The following is a 17,484-nucleotide window of genomic DNA, read 5'->3' on the forward strand; positions in this document are numbered from 1 at the left end:
CGAGCCGGAGCCTCGTGGAGCCCGGGCCGGTCAGCGCGCCTTCGGACGGGACACGCCCTCCGCCGTGATACGGATTCCGCGCACGTCGTGGAGCCCCTCGTCCAGCAGCACGTGTCCTCGCCACAGCAGCAGCACCTGGTGGGTGTCCGTATCGAGGATGACGGTGTCCAGGTGCATGTCGGGCGTCACGTCCTCGGCGCTCGCGCGCTCCACGGTGACGGAGGGGGCTTGTTGCCCGGGGAGCCGGAAGGTGAGTGGGCCCCTTGGCGAGACGTGGGTGAGGATGACGGGCTCGTTTCCTTTCAAGTATCCGGAGGCGACGAGACCCGGGGGCGCGGCGTTGAAGAAGCGTCGATCGAAGTCCTTGGGGAGCAGCGGCTTGCGTGTCTTGTCCCAGGCCTCGTCGTAGGTGCCCGCGTACGCCGCACGCGGCTGCCAGTGGGGCGAGGTGAAGCCGAAACCCGTCGGTGGCACCTTCTGGCCGAACTCCCGCAGCGGATGCTCCGGGTCCTCCAGGTTGGGCAGTCGCAGCCCTTCCTCGAAGTGGCGTGGGCTCACCCGGAAGCCCGTGCCCACGGGGTTGTGCGGCTCGAAGGAGTGCTTCCTCGGGTCCGGATCGCTCCGGTCCCAACCCCCAAAAGCCCGCTCCCAGATGAGGGGCATGCGCTCGAAGGGCAATGGCTTCGTCATGGCCACGCGGCCCATGCTCCGGAACCACGTGCGCTCGCCCACCACCCGGACGCTTTTCTTCAGAGGGCCCACCTGCATCGCCACCAACGTCTCGGCGCTTTCCCTGGGCGCGTACGCGGTGCCGATGAGCACCACGTCCGTGGCCAGCTTGATGAAGGCACACTCGGGTTCGTACTTGTCGCTGGACTCTCCCGGCTTGCCCCAGGGCTCTCCGCTCCACTTCACCGGCGCCTGCTCGGAGGCGAGCGCCAGCTTCGCGTCTCCGATGGAATAGGTGGCCTTCACCAACAGCAGGAGCAGCGGCCGCCCCTCTTCGTCCGCGAGGCCCATGAATTCGAAGACGAACGGTGTTTCATTTTCAATACCGGGGTGTCCCATAGGTGTGCGGGGACCTCACTGTAGCAGTGCCGTCGTCCCAAGAGCAGGCGTGCTGCCAGGGCCCGGCCTGGTACTCCAGTGTCACGCCACGAGCGCCTCACCTCCTTCTTGGCTTCTCGGGCTCCAGGGGCTGGCTGGTGTCGAACCAGACCAATCGCCGTCTGAGGATTCGCCGTCCCGACGGCACGGTCCTCCTCCTCTCACCCCTCGAGTGCGCACGTGGTCGAGCTGATGCTCCAGACGCGCGTCCCGGCACCGCGGCTGTTGGACTGGGTGGACCAGGCCATCCTCCACCTGCATGCCAACATCGGCGGGCAGACCGATGGCCGGCCGGACCCGCTGCTCCCCACGAAGGAGCAGGAGGCGTTCCTCCAACTCCTGTCCGGCTCGTCGGCCAGCGGGAAGATTCCCCGGCTCCGGATCGTGCTCGACGCCATCAAGGACGAGGAATGGGTGGAGAACCTGCGCTGCTGGCACAAGACGCAGTCCGTCCAGGAGGAGGTGGTGGACGTCCCGGCGCCCGCTCCAGGGCCGCGGCTCGAGCCTCGGGAGTCCACCGCCCGCGCTGCCCGCACGGGTGCCTCCGGGCGCTGGCTCGATGACGGAACGGGCGCGTCGACTGTTGCGTGAGGGCATCGGAGGGCATATCCGGGAACCTCCAGCTGGAGCGGAGGTGCGTCGGATGGAGCGCGCGGACACGGTGGTGGATCTCATCGGGCACGGTCGCGAGGGGGACCTCGCCATCGGAGCGCCGGGGCGGCCCGGGTTGACGCAGGGAGGCCTGAGGGAGCTCGCCCGGCACACCGTCACGGTGTTGAACGGCATGGGCCTGGGGCGCGAGGACCGGGTGGCGCTGGTGTTGCCCAACGGGCCGGAGATGGCGGCGGCCTTCGTCACCTTCGCCTGCGGCACCACCACCGCGCCGCTCAACCCGTCCTACCGGGCGGAGGAGTTCGACTTCTATCTCACCGACTTGAAGGCCCGGGCGCTCGTCCTGCTCGAGGGCATGGAGAGCCCGGCCCGCGCCGTGGCCGCCGCGCGAGGCATTCCCATCATCGAGCTGGTCCCCGACGCGAACGGGCCCGCGGGCCGCTTCACCTTGAAGCCGGAGCGGCCGCTCTCCGGCACTCCGGCGCGGGCGGGGTTCGCCAAGGCGGAGGATGTGGCGCTCGTGCTCCACACCTCGGGGACGACGGCACGGCCGAAGATCGTCCCCCTGAGCCACGCCAACGTCACGGCCTCCGCGGACCACATCGGCCAGACGCTGGAGCTGGGGCGCGAGGATGTCTGCCTCAACATCATGCCGCTGTTCCACATCCACGGCCTCATCGCGGCGGTGCTGGCGAGCCTGGCGGCGGGCGGCGGGGTGGTGTGCACGCCGGGCTTCAACGCGCTCAAGTTCTTCGGCTGGTTCGAGGAGGTGCGGCCGAGCTGGTACACGGCGGTGCCCACCATGCACCAGGCGATCCTCGGCCGAGCGAGCCGCAACACCGGGAGCATCCAGGCCGGGCGGTTGCGCCTCATCCGCTCGTCCTCCGCGTCGCTGCCGCCGCAGGTGATGGAGGAACTGGAGCGGGTGTTCGGCGTGCCGGTCATCGAGAGCTACGGCATGACGGAGGCCTCGCACCAGATGGCGTCGAATCCGCTGCCGCCGCGGCCGCGCCACGCGGGCTCGGTGGGCATCGCCGCGGGGCCCGAGGTCGCCATCATGGACGAGGCCGGAACCCTGCTGCCGCCGGGGGCACTCGGGGAGGTGGTCATCCGGGGGCGCAACGTCACGGCCGGTTACGAGAACAACCCCGAGGCCAACGCGAAGGCCTTCACGCGGGGCTGGTTCCGCACGGGAGACCAGGGGGTGCTCGACGAGGCGGGTTACCTGCGGCTCACCGGGCGGCTCAAGGAGATCATCAACCGGGGAGGCGAGAAGATCAGCCCGCTCGAGGTGGACACGGTGTTGATGGACCACCCGGCGGTGCAGCAGGTGGTGACGTTCGGCATGCCGCACCCGAAGCTGGGCGAGGAGGTGGCCGCCGCCGTGGTGCTGCGCGAGGGGGCGAGCGTGGGTGAGCGGGAGCTCCAGGACTTCGCCTCCGCGCGGCTGGCCGACTTCAAGGTGCCGAGGAAGATCGTCTTCCTCCCGGAGATTCCCAAGGGAGCGACGGGCAAGCTGCAGCGCATTGGCCTCGCCAAGCGATTGGGGCTCACGCCGTGAAGATCGCCATCTTCGGAGCGGGAGCGATGGGTGGGTTCATTGGCGTCCGGCTGGTGCAGGCGGGCGCGGACGTCACCTTCATCGCGCGGGGGACGCACCTGGCGGCGATGCGGGAGAAGGGCGTCACCCTGCGCAGCGGTGGCGAGAGTGTCACCGTCCGGCCGTTGTGCACCGATGACCCGGCGGAAGCGGGACCCCAGGACTACGTGCTCATCACGCTGAAGGCGCACTCGCTGCCGTCGGCGGCGGCACAGATGGTTCCGCTGCTGGGGCCCCAGACGGCGATCGTCACGGGCATCAACGGCGTGCCGTACTGGTACTTCCACGGACTCGAGGGGCCCTATCGGGACAGGCCGGTGGAGAGCGTGGACCCTGGGGGAAAGCTCTGGGAGACGCTGCACCCCTCGCGGGCGATTGGCGCGGTGCTCTATCCAGCGGCCGAGGTGGTGGAGCCTGGCGTCATCGAGCACACGTATGGGGACCGCGTCACGCTGGGCGAGCCCGATGGAAGCAAGAGTGCCCGAGTCGAGGCGCTGTCGAAGCTGTTGATTCGAGCGGGCCTGAAGGCGCCGGTGCGGCCGCGCATCCGTGACGAGCTGTGGGTGAAGCTCTGGGGCAACCTGGCCTTCAATCCGCTCTCGGCGCTGACGGGCGCGACGTTGGACACGCTGGCGACCCGGGGAGACCTGCGGACGGTGGCGCGCACCATGATGGTCGAGGCCCAGGCGGTCGCCGAGGCGCTCGGGGTGCGGTTTCCCATCGACGTGGACAAGAGAATTCAGGGAGCGGCGGAGGTGGGGGCACACAAGACGTCGATGCTGCAGGACCTGGAGCGAGGCCGGCCGATGGAGATCGACGCGCTGCTGGGGGCGGTGGTGGAGCTCGGCCAGCTCGTGGGGAAGCCGATGCCCGCGTGTGAGCTGGTGCTGACGCTGGTGCGCGAGCGCGCGCGGCAGGCGGGGTGCTATCCAGCCGCGGTGGAGCATGTCCGCTGAGTCAGCGCGGAACTTCCATGACCTTCAACGAACTTTCAGAGTTGCTGGAGAGCAACCTCACGAAGAGTTTTGGCCAGGGTGTGAGTGACGCGGAGATCGACACCGCCAGTGCTGAGCTGCAAGTAGAGCTGACCGGTGGTTACAGGCTCTTCTTGAAACGCTTCGGGTGGGGAGGCGTGGGATCCATCGAACTTTTCGGGCTTGGTGTGGATGTTCCGCCGTACTTGAGCCTGACGGAGATGACCAGGAGTGAGCGGGAGGAAATGAGTCCCGCGCTCCCCACGCATCTCATCCCTCTGATGAATGACGGGGGAGGCAATCTCTACTGCCTTGATTCCCGGGGAGCAGGAGAGCCTCCCGTGGTGTTCTGGGACCATACGGCCGGAGAACAGCAGGAGCCCGCTCGGGTGGCCTCTGACTTCACGACATGGCTGGCCGAGCGGGTCGAGCGGGAGATGGACGTGACGTGAGTGCGCGAGCGCGCGCGGCAGGCGGGGTGCTATCCAGCCGCGAGCCCGTAGGGCCGTGGACCAGGCCCAGGCTCGTTGCCGCCTCACCGCTCACGCCCTGCATGCGCATGATGAGGAGAGAGCGGGCACGCCGGGTTCTCATGTGCCCCTCGGAGTATCGGCCATGCAGGACCACATCGTGCTCGTCCCCGGCTTCGGCGGCTTCCAGGCGCTCGGTTCGTTGCGCTACTACCACGGGGTAACCCAGGCGCTCGGCTTCACTCCCCTGGTCTTGCACTACTTCCCCAACATCCCCACGGCGAGCGTTCAGTCGCGGGCCCGGCTGCTGCGGCGATGGCTCGGCGAGCTGCAGGAGCGGGGGGTGATCAGCCGCCAGGATGACATCCACCTCGTGGGCCACTCGACGGGTGGACTCGACATCCGGCAACTCCTCATCGACTACCGGCAAGATGAAGACGCGCACGGGGCCAGCGAGGACATGCTCGGGCAGATCCGTACCGTGCAATTCATCTCCACGCCCCAGCGCGGGACGAACCTGTCACACCGCTTCCGAGGCTTCCGGATTCCCTCGCCCGTTGCCCGGGTGTTGCCGCGCATGCTCTTCGAGACAACCCGCTCCCTTCGGTGCGTGGGCGCGAGTTTCCTGGGCCGGCGTCTCCAGCGCCTGTTCCCTCCCAGCAAGGGCTTGCCCGATTGGTTCGATGCCGTCATCCAGACGATGGTGGGCTTCGACTCCTCGAAGGATCCACTCGAGCGCGCGCTCGCACGGGGCTCGTACTTCGAGACGCTCCGCTGGCTGCTCGACATCGCCACCGATATCGCCGCCGTCTCCGACCTGGACCCCGTGTGGACCCGGGGCTCGCCCGTGAGCCCGGCACATCGGACGGCCACGAACGAGGAACAGGACTTCTTCAGCAGGAAGGACATCCACTGCGGTTCCATCGTGACCGTCGCCAGGCGCCCGGGGGCGAATGCTCGGGGGTTGTACAAGTTCGTGTACGGGCTGAACGCGCGCCGTCCCTGCCCGGAAATGGGTCGGGCCCAGTCCATCTCGTGGTTGCTGGAGCCGGAGAAGGAAGCGCGAAGACTGGTGCCCTCGGACAATGACGGCATCGTCAACAGCATCTCCATGGTGTGGCCGGATGCGAAATCCAGTTTCCTGGTGGAGGCGGACCACGCGGATGTCATCGGCCACTTCCGCTACGCCGAGCCGCCCCCGGGCGTGGCTCCGCGCTACTACCAGTACGATCTGCTGAGCTCGGGCTCGGACTTCGGTCCGAAGGAGTTCGAGGCCCTGTGGCGGAAGATCGCCGCCTTCACGAAGCACCGCACGTACCACACGGGCCGCCCTCCTCCGTCCGAGCAAGACATCCGCGAGCCCGGCGTGTCATGGGGCGAAGGCATGAGTTCCGTCACATGACGAGCAGACGGCACCTAATCAATGTCCAGGCTCCAGGTGCCCTCTTCCCAGTACTTCAGCGTCTGAGCGGCCAGGAAGGGGATCATGCCTGTTCCCTTGGCCGCCTCCTCCAGAACGGGCATGGCTTGCGCTGGCCGCTCGCTGAGCAGGTAGGTCGCTGCCTTGACGCGGACATCCATGCGTGGGTGAGTGAGTAGAGTTGCGAGTGCATCTCGTCCAGCATCGCCCTGGGCGCGGAGCTTCTTGAATGCGGCGATGTAGTGCCTGCTGTACTTCCTCCCGCCCGTACGGTCGCCGCGCCAGAGCGCATCCGTGTGCTCGGCCACGTTCCGGGCGAAGTCCTCCACGATGCTCTCCAGATCCATCACCAGACTCCATTTCTGACGTTCTCAATCGCCAGAAGGCCAAAAGCGCGATGCGAGCAGCACGGCCAAGGCAAGCGCGCCGAGCCGAGAACACCAGATGGGATGTGTGCGCTCACGTCGTTCATGGCGGTATTGACAGGAGCTGTGCAACGGCTGATGCGTTGGATCCGCTTGGCGTCTTCTTCTCCCGCGCGCCACCACGGCCAGCGCCAGCACACTCTCGCTCCAGCCCGGTGCCGAGCCACAACCACAGGCCTCCGGCTCCATCACCTGGGGCACCGGTCCTGGAATCCCACGCATGTCCGCGGTTCGCGCCACCCACAGGTGGCTCGTCACGGTGCGCGGATGGCCGTTGATCCACACCTCCACGCGGAACCGGTCCTCGCCGTGCTCGGGCGCGGTGACGTCCTGCTCCACCACGAAGTCCTCCGACGTCACCTCCACCAGTGGCAGGCGCACGCCGTTGTGCACGAAGCGCACCTGATGGCCCCTGGCGCCGGTGACGCGGGCCCTCAACCGGGCGCTTGGCGCGAGCACGGTGTCCCCGGTGGGCGCCACGCTGCTCGTCAGGTCCACCATGGGGTCCTCCGGCCCCTGGAGCTTCACCACCGTCCGGCCGTGGCGGATGCCCTCCAGCAGTGCCTCCACGCTCAGCTCCCGCGCGTACACCAGCGTGGTGGGGTTGCCGATGGCGCTCTGGGTGAAGTCCAGGTCCACCCCGGCGCGATGGTCATCACTGCCCCCGAGCGCCGCGGTGTGGTGTCCCTGTGACAGGAGCCAATCCCAGTAGCCGAGCGCGCCCTCGGAGAAGAAGCGCCCCAGCTTCTCCCAGCCGCCGTTGGCCACCTCGAGGGCGTCCACGCCGCCCGGGGGCACGGTGAGCTGCCACGCGCAGCCGATGCACAGGTCTCCCACGTCGTAGACGGGGTGGTTGATGGAGAAGAGCGCGCCCTGGCGGTGGAAGGCGTCGATGGCCTCCCGCAGGGAAATGCCCTCGTTCACGCGCGGCGGCACGTAGCCGGTGGCGCCGATGGCGTTCGCGTGGCCCGCGTAGGTGGTGTACTCGATGCCCGGCACCAGCAGCAGCTCGGGGTGCCGTGCCTGGGCCTCCACGAGGAAGTCGAGCGTGGAGGTGGTGTTGTGCTCGGTGAGCACGGCGAAGTCGAGCCCCTGGTCCCGCGCGTAGCGGGCAATGTCATCCAGAGGGGCCCGCGCATCACCGCTCTCGCGCGAGTGGACGTGGAAGTCGCCCGCGTACCACCGGGGTTGCGCGGAGAGCGCGCCAGCGGGGCGGTAGGGTTGGCGCTCGGGCTGGGGCGCGAGCGTGGCGGCCGTGCGCAGGTGCACCTCGATGCGGTAGCGCGCGGGCGTCTTGCGAATCTTCGCCTTGCCCACCGTCACCTTCCACGTCCCCGGGCGCAACGGCCCGGCGAGGTACGAGCGCGACGCGGCCCGCTCGCCCACGATGGCGGGCTCCTCGTTGCCGCCGCCGTAGCCGCGGAATCCCTCCGGATCCTCCAGCCCCCAGTCGAGGATGTTCTCGCTGGCGAGGTCGTCATGGCGGACCTCCAGCTCCACGGTGCCCGGAGGCACTTCGAAGGGGACGTCGAAGAAGCCGCCCTGGGCGGGCACCTCTCCCTCCAGCACCAGCGGGCCAGCGGCGAGAGCGGATGTACAAGCGAGGAGGCAGGCGAGGAGCACGGGGCGCGCAGCCTAGCCCATCCCACCGTGCGGCCGTCCGGGCGCCGCCCCGGGCAATCCTGGACCGCTGGACGTTGCGCGCATCACCGGGCGGACCGGTGACCCCAGGCAGGCAGGCGGTGGAGCGCGGCTGGAAGCGCCCACCCGGGTGCGACACAGGATGCAGCCGGGCCAGCGTGTGCACATCTCTACGCGGCGTGTCAGGAGGTGGATAGGCGTGAGCATGAGCACGGGACGCCGGGGCGCGGCGTGGGCGGTCCTCGTCTTGCTGGGCCTGGGGATGCTCTCGGGCTGCAACCGCGGGCGCTCGCAGGAGCAGCAGCCCCAGGAAAAGGTACCGGTGGTGCTCGGGCCGGACGACGTGGTGCGGGTGGAGCCTCGGGAGCTGGAGAGCGGGCCCGTCCTGTCCGGCACGCTCCAGGCCCGGCGCGCCGCCACCATGCGCGCCGAGGTCCAGGGCGCCGTCCTGGAGATGCTCGTCGAGCAGGGCCAGAAGGTGAAGAAGGGCCAGCTGCTCGCGCGCATCGAGGACACCTCGTCGCAGGACCAGTTGCTCGCCGCGCGCACCGCGGTGCGGGTGGCGCGCAATGGCCTCCGGGTGGCCCGGGCCGAGGAGGAGCGCAACCGCAAGCTGGCCAACGCGGGCGTCATCACCCGCAGGGACCTGGAGCGGGCGGAGCTCGCGCGCCACCAGGCCCAGGCGCAGCTCTCCGAGGCCGAGGCCCGGCTCGCGCTCGCGCGTCAGCAGGTGGGCCGCACCCGCATCCGCGCTCCCTTCGCCGGCGTGGTGAGCGAGCGCCTCGCCAGCGCGGGTGACATCGTCCAGCCGGGCGCGGCGCTCTACACCGTCATCGATCCCACGAGCCTGCGGCTGGAGGCCTCCGTTCCGGCCGCGCAGCTCAGCGTGCTCGAGCCCGGTGTCGAGGTGGACTTCAACGTGGCCGGCCATGGGGACCGCTCCTTCGAGGGCCGCATCGAGCGGATCAACCCCGCGGTGGATCCGGGCACGGGCCAGGTGCGCATCTACGTCACCCTGCCCAACACCGGGCAGGCGCTGCTCACGGGGCTCTCCGCCGAGGGCCGGGTGGCGGCGCTGCGGCGCGAGGTGCCCGCGGTGCCCGTGTCGGCGGTGGACATGCGCGCCGACCCGCCCACGGTGCTGCGCGTGAAGGACGGCCGCGTGGAGCGCGCACAGGTGACGCTCGGCATGACGGACGAGCTGGAGCGGCTGGTGGAGCTGCGCTCCGGCGTGCGGCCCGGAGATGTGCTGCTGCGGGCCTCGTCGGGGGACATCGCCGAGGGCACTCCCGTGGAGCTGCGGCTGCCCGAGCGGCCCCGGGAATCCGGGCCGGGCGTGGGCGGTGCTGGCTCGACTCCGCCGGACCGGTCCCCGCCCCAACAGCCCCTGCCCCGCTGAGCCTCGCTGAAGGGAGAGCCTTTCCGTGTTCATCTCCAACTTCGCCATCAAGAAGCCCATCGTCACCATCACCGCCATGCTGGCGCTGGTGGTGTTCGGCCTGGTGGCGCTGGTGTCGCTGCGGACGGATGAGTTCCCGGACGTCCAGCAGCCCATCATCAACGTCACCATCGTCTACCCGGGCGCCTCCCCGGACGTGGTCGAGCGCGGGCTGGTGGAGCCCATCGAGGACGCCCTCTTCAGCATCAGCGGGGTGGATGCCGCGAAGTCCACCTCCAGCGCCATCGACGGCCTCGCCCAGTTCACCGTCTTCTTCAACTACGAGAAGGACCTGCAGCAGGCCTCGCAGGACGTGCGCGACGCCATCTCCAGCAAGCGCAATGACCTGCCGCTGGAGATGGAGGAGCCCGTCCTCACGCGGTTCGACCCGTCGGACATGCCCATCGTCTCGCTGGCCATCACCTCGGACAAGATGCCGGCCACGGCGCTCACCCGGCTGGTGGACCCGGGCATCGTGGGCGAGCTGCGCTCCATTCCCGGCGTGGCCCAGGCCACGGTGGTGGGAGGCATCGAGCGGGAGATGTCCGTCTTCGTGCGGCCCCAGTCCCTGCAGGCCGCGGGGCTGAGCATCTCGCAGGTGGTGCAGGCGCTGCAGGCGCAGAACCTCGCCGCGCCGGTGGGCCGGTTGGACGGGCCGCTGGAGGAGACGACCATCCGCCTCAAGGGCCGGCTGGAGACGCCCGAGGACTTCGCGCGCGTCGTCATCGCCGAGCGTGGAGGCCAGCCCATCCGGCTCGGCCAGGTGGCCAACGTGGTGGATGGCACCGAGGACCCGCGCACCCTGGCCCTCTTCAACGACCGGGAGGCGGTGGGCATCGACATCCTCAAGGCCAAGGGCTACAGCACCACCCAGGTGGCCGATGCCGTGCGCGAGCGCATCCAGGCCCTCCAGTCCTCGCTGCCCCAGGGCGTGAAGATGGAGATTGTCCGCGACTCGGGCGTGCAGGTGGACAACGCGGTGGCGAACGTGCAGTCCGCGCTCGTGGAGGGCGCGCTGCTCACCGTGCTGGTGGTGTTCCTCTTCCTCAACTCCTGGCGCTCCACCGTCATCACCGGCCTGGCGCTGCCGGTGAGCGTGCTGGCGTCCTTCATCAGCGTGTGGGCGTTCGGCTTCACGCTCAACACCATGTCGCTGCTCGGCCTCACGCTGGCCATCGGCATCCTCATCGACGACGCCATCGTGGTGCGCGAGAACATCGTCCGCCACATCGAGATGGGGAAGGACCACTACACCGCCTCGCGCGAGGGCACGAGCGAGATTGGCCTCGCGGTGGCGGCCACGACGTTCTCCATCGTGGCGGTGTTCGTCCCGGTGGCCTTCATGTACGGGGTGGCGGGGCAGTGGTTCAAACCCTTCGCCCTCACCATCGCGTGCTCGGTGCTGGTGTCGCTCTTCGTGAGCTTCTCGTTGGACCCGATGCTCTCCGCGTACTGGCCGGATCCAGCGGTGGAGAAGGGGGCGCACAAGGGGCCCATCTCCCGGGTGCTCGCGCGCTTCAACCATTGGTTCGACAGGCAGGCGGACCGCTACAAGGGCGTCATCGCCTGGGCGTTGGATCACCGGCTGGCCATGGTGCTGCTGGCGGTGTTCGCGCTGGTGGGCGCGGTGGTGCTGCAGGGCGTGTTCGGCGGCGCGGGCTTCGTCCCGGTGAGCGACCGGGCCGAGGTGGAGATGCTGGTGGAGACGCCCGCGGGCTCCAGCCTCGAGTACACGAAGCGCAAGGTGGAGGAGGTGACGCGCATCGCTCGCGGCCATGGCGAGGTGCGCTACACCTTCACCACCATCGGCACGCCGCTGCCGCTGCGCTCGCCGGGCGTGGACCAGGCGCTGGTGTACGTGAAGCTGACGCCCAAGCACGAGCGCCAGGTGAGCCAGGAGCAGATTGGCGTCACGCTGCGCCAGGAGATGTCGCGCGTGGCCGGGGCGGACGTCTCCGTCTTCACCAGTGGCTTCGGCGGGGCCTTCAAGTCCATCCAGTTGGAGCTGCGTGGGCCGGACGCGCGGGAGCTGACGCGGCTGGCCGAGCAGTTGCGCCGCGAGGTGGAGCAGGTGCCGGGCGCGGTGGACGTGGGCCTGTCCACGCGCGGGCAGAAGCCGGAGGTGGAGGTGGAGGTGGACCGGGCCGTGGCGGGCCGGTTGAACGTGACGGTGGCCCAGGTGGCGCAGTCGATGCGCGCGGCCTTCGCGGGCGTGGACTCGGGGGACTGGGTGGACCCGTCGGGCGAGACGCGGGACGTGATGGTGCGCGTGGTGCCCGAGGCCCGCGTGCGTCCGGGAGACCTGGGGCAGCTTCCCCTGGTGGCGGCCGCGACGCCGGGCGGGACTCCGGCCCTGGTGCCCCTGGGCCAGGTGGCCCGCATCCGCGAGACGGTGGGGCCCGCTCAAATCAACCACCTCAACCGCGAGAAGGTCATCAACATCCAGGCCAACGTGCAGGGACGCTCGTTGTCGGAGGTGATGACGGACATCCGGGCGCGGTTGGATGCGGTGCGGCTGCCGCCCGGCTACGTCCTGGGCGAGGGCGGCGAGGCGAGAGATCAGGCCGAGGTGTTCGGCCGCGTCTTCCTCGCGCTCGGGGTGGCGGTGCTGTTGATGTACCTCATCCTGGTCATCCAGTTCGGCTCGTTCCTGGATCCGCTGGCCATCCTCATCTCGCTGCCGCTGTCCCTCATCGGCGTGGTGCTGGCGCTGCGGGTGACGGGGGACACGCTCAACATCATGAGCCTCATCGGCGTCATCCTGCTGATGGGGATCGTCGCCAAGAACGCCATCCTGCTCATCGACTTCGCCAGGTGGGCGCACACGCGAGGGCTGCCCATGCGGGAAGCGCTCATCGAGGCGGGACGCATCCGCCTGCGGCCCATCATGATGACGACGCTGGCCATCATCGCGGGCATGGTGCCGGTGGCGCTGGGCGCGGGCGAGGGCGGCGACTTCCGCGCGCCGCTGGGACGGGCCGTCATCGGCGGCGTCATCACCTCCACCTTGTTGACACTTCTGGTGATTCCCACGGTGTACGAGATTCTCCACGACGCCCGCACGTGGATGTTGGGTAGGCTCAAGCGAGACAAGGGACACGGAGGCCGAGCGCCGGTGCACGGCCCGCCCCGGACGCGCCCGGAATCTTGAGGAAGGACGGAGTTGGCCCAGGTCACGGTCCATACGCGGTTGTGCCGGAGCCTGCGGCGGCTCGCCGTCATCCAGGGCAGCCTCGTCCTCGCGGTGGGCCTGGTGGTCTTCGTGGCCTGGCTCGCCGGCCTCGAGTCCCTCAAGGGGCTGCGGCCGGGCCTGCCCACGATGAAGGCCAACACGGCCCTGGGCTTCATCCTCTCGGGCGCCTCGCTGGTGCTGGTGGGCATTCCCAGCGAGCGCGCCCTGGTGCGGCGGGGCGCGCAGGTAGGCGCGGGGCTCGTCGTCCTCCTCAGCGGCCTGACGTTCGCCCAGTATGTCTTCGACGTGGACCTCGGGATCGATCACCTCTTCGTGGAGGACCCCCGGCGGGGCGTGGAGCTCGGCTATCCGGGGCGCATGGCTCCCAACACGGCCGTCTGCTTCATGCTGCTCGGGGTGTCGCTCCTGTTCATCGAGGTGAAGACGCGGCTCGTCGGCTGGCCCGCTCAGCACCTGGCCTCGCTCGCGGCGGTCATCACGCTGGTGGGCTTCGTGGGCTACCTCTACGGGCAGGAGGAGTTCCCCGGTCTCAGCCGCTACACGCAGATGGCGGTGCACACCACGCTCTGCTTCCTGCTGCTCTGCTCGGGGGTCTTCCTCGCCCGTCCGGATCACGGCTTCATGAGCGTGGTCACCCACTCGGGCCTGGGGGGCGTGCTCTCGCGCTGGTTGCTGCTCCCGGCGTTCGTGCTGCCCGTCGTCCTGGGAGGGCTGGCGCTCATGGGGTACCGGGCCGGCGCCTACGCGCTGCCCTTCGCGCTGGCGCTCATCGCCGTGGGCAACGTCATCGCCTTCGCCGCGCTGGTGTGGGGTGCCGCCTTCGCGCTGGACCGGGTGGAGGCCCGGCGCCAGCGCGTCGAGGAGGAGCGGGTGCGGCTCGAGGCCCGGGAGCAGGCCGCGCGCGCCGAGGCCGCCGCCCAGCAGCGCGAGCGCTCGCGGGCCGAGGCCGCCGAGCGCGAAGCCCGGCGCGCCGTCCGCACCCGCGAGGACGTGCTGGCCGTGGTGAGCCATGACCTGAAGAACCCCCTGGGCTCCATCGCGCTGAGCACCCAGTTGATGCGGCGGCTGCTCCCCCCGGGCGAGGAGGGCGAGCGGCTGCGCAAGCACACCCACACCATCGAGCGCTCGGTGGAGCGGATGGACCGGCTCATCAAGGATCTGCTCGACATGGCCAGCCTCCAGGCGGGCCAGGTCAAGCTGGACCTGGGGCGCTACGCGGTGGACGACCTGGTGCGCGACGGGCTGGTGCTGCTCGAGCCGCTGGCCATCGAGAAGCGGGTGGAGCTGCGCACGCGCCTGCCCCGGGAGCGCTGCTGGGTGCGGTGCGATCGCGACCGCTTCTTCCAGGTGCTCTCCAACCTGGTGGGCAACGCGCTGAAGTTCACCCCCGAGGGGGGCCGGGTGACGGTGGAGGTGGTGCCCGGAGAGGACTTCGTGCGCTTCTGCGTGCGGGACACCGGCCCGGGCATCCCCGCCGAGGCGCTGCCCCACCTCTTCGAGCCCTTCTGGCAGGTAGAAGGAACGGGAAAGAAGGGCACGGGGCTGGGGCTCACCATCAGCCGGGGGCTCGTCCTGGCCCATGGGGGCACGCTGGAGGTGGAGAGCGAGCAGGGGCAGGGCAGCACCTTCTCCTTCACCCTTCCCCGGTCTCGCGCGCGGGTGGAGCGGCCTCCGGCCCCCGAGCCCCCCGTGCACTGAGCAGGCGGGCAAGCATCCTTTATCGAACAGTCCGTGGGGCTGTGCCAGACTGCGCGCCGCACTTCGCGCGGATGCGGAGGGCGAAGCCATATCGCGGGGGTACTGCTCATGACGGACGTGCACTGGACGAACGAGTTCCTGGATTCCATGCGCGAGGTGTGTGACCCGCCGGCGGACGAGGCGGTGCAGAGCCTCTTCGCGCAGGGGATGGTGGGTTCCGCCAACGAGCTGATGAAGCAGCTGGTGGCGCACGAGACGGTGACGGCGGAGCAGCTGCCGGTGCCGCTGCGGGGCTACTTCGAGCAGAGCGTGAGGCTGCCCTCGTGGGCGGACAAGGACCTCATCCGCGAGGGGCAGGCGGTGTTCAGCCGGTGTGGCTCGCTGTCGGTGGTGGCGCTGGTGTGCGCGTCGCTGCCCACGTGCTACGCGGGGGCCGAGGGCGTGCAGGTGCTGCACATGACGGCGCGGCTGCAGACGGACACCAAGCGGCGCATCATCGAGACGGCGCAGATGGTGGTGGACGTGATGTCGCCGGGAGGCCTGGAGCCGGACGGCTGGGGCCTGCGGGACGCGCAGAAGGTGCGGCTGATGCACGCGGCGGTGCGCCACCTCATCCGTCAGAAGGGCCAGTGGAATCCGGAGTGGGGCCAGCCCATCAACCAGGAGGACATGGCGGGCACGCTGGTGACGTTCTCGGTGGTGACGATCCGCGCGCTGACGAAGCTGGGCTACACGCTGGAGCCGCGCGAGGAGCAGGCCTACTACCACGCGTGGCGGGTGGTGGGGTACGTGATGGGCGTGGACGAGCGCCTGTTGCCGGAGACGTACGAGGACGGGGCGCGGCTGGCGGACGCCATCTTCGCGCGCGTGTTCCGCTCCTGCGAGCAGGGCAAGGTGATGACGAAGGCGCTCATCGAGCAGGTGGAGCACATCATCCCCGGCAACATCTTCGATGGGCTGTGCAGCACGCTCATCCGCCATCTGATTGGCGACGAGACGGCGGATTTGATCGACGTGCCGGCGGCGGACTGGACGCGAGCGCTGATCAAGCCGCTGCAGCTGCTGGGCTGGGTGATGGACGAGGGCGACGAGGCGAACGTGGTGAACGCGAAGCTCAGCGAGCTGTTCGGGCGCAAGCTGCTGGAGGGAATCGTATGGGTGAGCCGCGGCCACGAGCGCCCGCCCTTCCGCATCCCCGAGACGCTGCGCGAGTCGTGGAACGTGCGCAGCCGCGAGCAGCAGCTGGCCTGAGGCCGCGTCCGGGCTGGACGACGGAACGGCAGGGGGGCCACCGCTCTTCTGGAGCAGGTGGACCCTCCGGGCCACGAGCTCGAGTTGAGCCGGGCTCAGCCGGCGCAGGGCCCGGAGCAGCCTGCGGAGCTGGGGGGACTCGTGGTGCTCTGGCTCGGCCCAGCGTGGCGCTCGGGATTTATCGAGACCGAGGACATGGTCTGAAGAGACCTTCAAGACCAGGCAGAGCTTCAGGAGGCTGGGAATACCAGGGAGTACCTGGCCTCGCTCGAAACGGCCATGGACCTCTGTCACGACCCCCAGCCTGTCAGCGACGTCGGCCTGCGTGAGCCTGGCACGGCGCCGGGCCTGCCGGGCTTTCTCTCCAAGGGTGGTCCGAAGTCTCTGGACGTCCAAACCGTCAGTCGTTGCCATGTGAAGCCTTCAGACATTGGACGAGTGCCTGGCTGGAGGCGTGTGGGCCGGAGAGACACCGTGCGAGCAGGAGTGTCTCCGAGGGGGTGTCTTGCTCTGGAATCGGACGATGGAGGATATGACGCACCTCGTAGGCAATGTCTTGCACGCGGAGGGTGGTGCCGGGGTTGAGCCTGGTGGGCATGGGAGGAAAACCCCTCACTTCCGGGACTCGGGGATTTCCACCACGCGCTGCGCGGCTCCGTCCTGGCCGCGCCGGTACCAGACGCCTACCTCATAAGGCCCTGCCCGCAGGGCACCGTCCCTTGGCTCGACGGGCCCCACGCACTGCTGCGCCCTGCCGGTCAGGGCCGCCGCGAGAAAGCCATCCGGCCGCAACACGAAGAGCGTCTGGAAGCGCTGGAGGTGTTGGTTGAGGACTTCCCGGCGCACGGGCTTCTGCGTCAGTTCCACCTCGTGCAGCACGGTGTCCGCCACCAGCCGCGGGGCGTAGTGCTCCATGCTCGCGGGGAGGGACAGCATCAGGCGCAGGCGCTTCACCTCATCCAGGGTGAGCGTGTCCCTTGTAGGCAGTGCGGTGGTGGGCACGCCGGCCTCCAGGAGCAGTGCTCCCCAATCATCCAGCTCCGCCACGGCGGTGCGAGTCGGTTGGAGTGCCTCGATTTTCGGGGCATTCGCGCAGGCGGCCGGGACGCTGCCCACCAGGAGCAGCGAGAAGGGGACGGCGCGTGAAGGCTTTCTCCTGGATGAAGTGCTCTGCATGTCATTTCTCCTGGGTTTCCCGGTCGTGCGGGGGGCTCGGAAATGCGAGCGCAACCCTACGTCAGCGGGAGGTCCGGATGGAATGACTCCAGGGGTCAGGAGTGAGGCGGCGTTCGTGTCAAGCGGGCTTACATTCTGGCCCGCGCTCCGCGCAAACCGCGCCACTCCGAGGCGCAAGTCCTACGGGCGCATGCTGTGCTGTTTCAGCTCCCCTTCAGCCCCGGTGCCGCTCGGCCACGCGGTAGAGCCAGGTGAGGGAGCAGTCCAGCAGCGACTGTCGCGACCGCATGTAGTGGCGGGCCCGGACGAAGGGAAGCCAGACGCGGTTGCCTACGAGCACCTGGGCCTCCTCGAGCTTCTGGCGCGGAATCCACTTGCCGCCGAGGTTGCGCACCAGCACCTCCCCCAGGTACGCGCCAATGGCGGGGACCGCGTGCTCGTCAATGGCTTCGCGCAGGCGGCTCGTCGGGAATTCCTCG

At 69.4% G+C, this 17,484-nt stretch carries 13 protein-coding genes and 1 pseudogene; 9 read left to right on the forward strand and 5 right to left on the reverse strand.

Translation table 11 applies throughout. The annotated features are described in order from the left end of the window. Positions 1-30: 30 nt before the first annotated feature. Positions 31-1,020 (reverse strand): DUF2169 domain-containing protein, encoded by a 990-nt coding sequence (locus tag VFZ09_RS00660; RefSeq protein WP_329725466.1) that lies wholly within the window; start codon positions 1,018-1,020, stop codon positions 31-33. Positions 1,021-1,287: 267 nt separating this feature from the next. Here VFZ09_RS00660 and VFZ09_RS00665 point away from each other — a divergent pair, with 267 nt between their 5' ends. The 5 genes from VFZ09_RS00665 to VFZ09_RS00685 all read left to right on the forward strand — a co-directional run bounded on the left by VFZ09_RS00665 (position 1,288) and on the right by VFZ09_RS00685 (position 6,165). Further along, on the forward strand, positions 1,288-1,698 hold the full coding sequence (locus VFZ09_RS00665) for a hypothetical protein (protein ID WP_329725467.1): 411 nt from the start codon (positions 1,288-1,290) through the stop codon (positions 1,696-1,698). A 52-nt stretch (positions 1,699-1,750) separates the two neighbouring features. Next, a complete protein-coding gene (locus tag VFZ09_RS00670; protein ID WP_329725468.1) occupies positions 1,751-3,280 on the forward strand; it encodes an acyl--CoA ligase in 1,530 nt (509 codons plus the stop codon). Further along, positions 3,277-4,275 carry a 2-dehydropantoate 2-reductase gene (locus VFZ09_RS00675; protein ID WP_329725469.1) on the forward strand — a complete coding sequence of 333 codons (999 nt, stop codon included), beginning with the start codon at positions 3,277-3,279 and terminating at the stop codon, positions 4,273-4,275. Before VFZ09_RS00670 ends, VFZ09_RS00675 begins: the two co-directional genes overlap by 4 nt. Before the next feature lie 17 nt (positions 4,276-4,292). After that, entirely contained in the window at positions 4,293-4,745 is a 453-nt protein-coding gene (locus VFZ09_RS00680; protein WP_329725470.1) for an SMI1/KNR4 family protein, read from the forward strand. A 163-nt stretch (positions 4,746-4,908) separates the two neighbouring features. Next, the gene (locus VFZ09_RS00685) at positions 4,909-6,165 is read left to right on the forward strand and encodes a hypothetical protein (protein WP_329725471.1); all 1,257 of its coding nucleotides are present in this window, start codon (positions 4,909-4,911) and stop codon (positions 6,163-6,165) included. A gap of 14 nt (positions 6,166-6,179) precedes the next feature. Here the strand turns inward: VFZ09_RS00685 and VFZ09_RS00690 are convergent, their stop codons facing one another. Further along, positions 6,180-6,530: a DUF2019 domain-containing protein gene (locus VFZ09_RS00690; protein WP_329725472.1), complete on the reverse strand. Its 351-nt coding sequence runs from the start codon at positions 6,528-6,530 to the stop codon at positions 6,180-6,182. Positions 6,531-6,554: 24 nt separating this feature from the next. Continuing rightward, positions 6,555-8,231, reverse strand: a complete 1,677-nt coding sequence (locus VFZ09_RS00695; protein ID WP_329725473.1) for a CehA/McbA family metallohydrolase — start codon at positions 8,229-8,231, stop codon at positions 6,555-6,557. Between the two features lie 223 nt (positions 8,232-8,454). On the opposite strand from VFZ09_RS00695, the gene VFZ09_RS00700 reads away from it, so the two are divergent. The 4 genes from VFZ09_RS00700 (at position 8,455) to VFZ09_RS00715 (ending at position 15,829) form a co-directional block, all read left to right on the forward strand. After that, positions 8,455-9,648 carry an efflux RND transporter periplasmic adaptor subunit gene (locus VFZ09_RS00700; RefSeq protein ID WP_329725474.1) on the forward strand — a complete coding sequence of 398 codons (1,194 nt, stop codon included), beginning with the start codon at positions 8,455-8,457 and terminating at the stop codon, positions 9,646-9,648. 25 nt (positions 9,649-9,673) lie between these two features. Beyond that, positions 9,674-12,838: an efflux RND transporter permease subunit gene (locus VFZ09_RS00705; protein ID WP_329725475.1), complete on the forward strand. Its 3,165-nt coding sequence runs from the start codon at positions 9,674-9,676 to the stop codon at positions 12,836-12,838. Between the two features lie 12 nt (positions 12,839-12,850). After that, entirely contained in the window at positions 12,851-14,578 is a 1,728-nt protein-coding gene (locus tag VFZ09_RS00710) for a HAMP domain-containing sensor histidine kinase (protein WP_329725476.1), read from the forward strand. Between the two features lie 108 nt (positions 14,579-14,686). Further along, positions 14,687-15,829: an oxygenase MpaB family protein gene (locus VFZ09_RS00715; protein WP_329725477.1), complete on the forward strand. Its 1,143-nt coding sequence runs from the start codon at positions 14,687-14,689 to the stop codon at positions 15,827-15,829. A gap of 612 nt (positions 15,830-16,441) precedes the next feature. Here VFZ09_RS00715 and VFZ09_RS00720 read toward each other — a convergent pair. Next, positions 16,442-17,005: a hypothetical protein gene (locus VFZ09_RS00720; RefSeq protein WP_329725478.1), complete on the reverse strand. Its 564-nt coding sequence runs from the start codon at positions 17,003-17,005 to the stop codon at positions 16,442-16,444. Positions 17,006-17,219: 214 nt separating this feature from the next. Beyond that, a pseudogene (locus VFZ09_RS00725) lies at positions 17,220-17,484 on the reverse strand (hypothetical protein); the annotation flags it as partial.

The sequence above is a fragment of the Archangium sp. genome, from assembly GCF_036277355.1.
In the GTDB taxonomy this organism is placed as follows: domain Bacteria; phylum Myxococcota; class Myxococcia; order Myxococcales; family Myxococcaceae; genus Archangium.

Bases quoted from the DNA above. Each gene is read 5' to 3' on its own strand.
- VFZ09_RS00660 (WP_329725466.1), bottom strand. From the start codon at position 1,020: ATGGGCCTCGCGGACGAAGAGGGGCGGCCGCTGCTCCTGCTGTTGGTG.
- VFZ09_RS00670 (WP_329725468.1), top strand. From the start codon at position 1,751: ATGGAGCGCGCGGACACGGTGGTGGATCTCATCGGGCACGGTCGCGAG.
- VFZ09_RS00680 (WP_329725470.1), top strand. From the start codon at position 4,293: ATGACCTTCAACGAACTTTCAGAGTTGCTGGAGAGCAACCTCACGAAG.
- VFZ09_RS00685 (WP_329725471.1), top strand. From the start codon at position 4,909: ATGCAGGACCACATCGTGCTCGTCCCCGGCTTCGGCGGCTTCCAGGCG.
- VFZ09_RS00690 (WP_329725472.1), bottom strand. From the start codon at position 6,530: ATGGATCTGGAGAGCATCGTGGAGGACTTCGCCCGGAACGTGGCCGAG.
- VFZ09_RS00700 (WP_329725474.1), top strand. From the start codon at position 8,455: ATGAGCACGGGACGCCGGGGCGCGGCGTGGGCGGTCCTCGTCTTGCTG.
- VFZ09_RS00715 (WP_329725477.1), top strand. From the start codon at position 14,687: ATGACGGACGTGCACTGGACGAACGAGTTCCTGGATTCCATGCGCGAG.
- VFZ09_RS00720 (WP_329725478.1), bottom strand. From the start codon at position 17,005: ATGCAGAGCACTTCATCCAGGAGAAAGCCTTCACGCGCCGTCCCCTTC.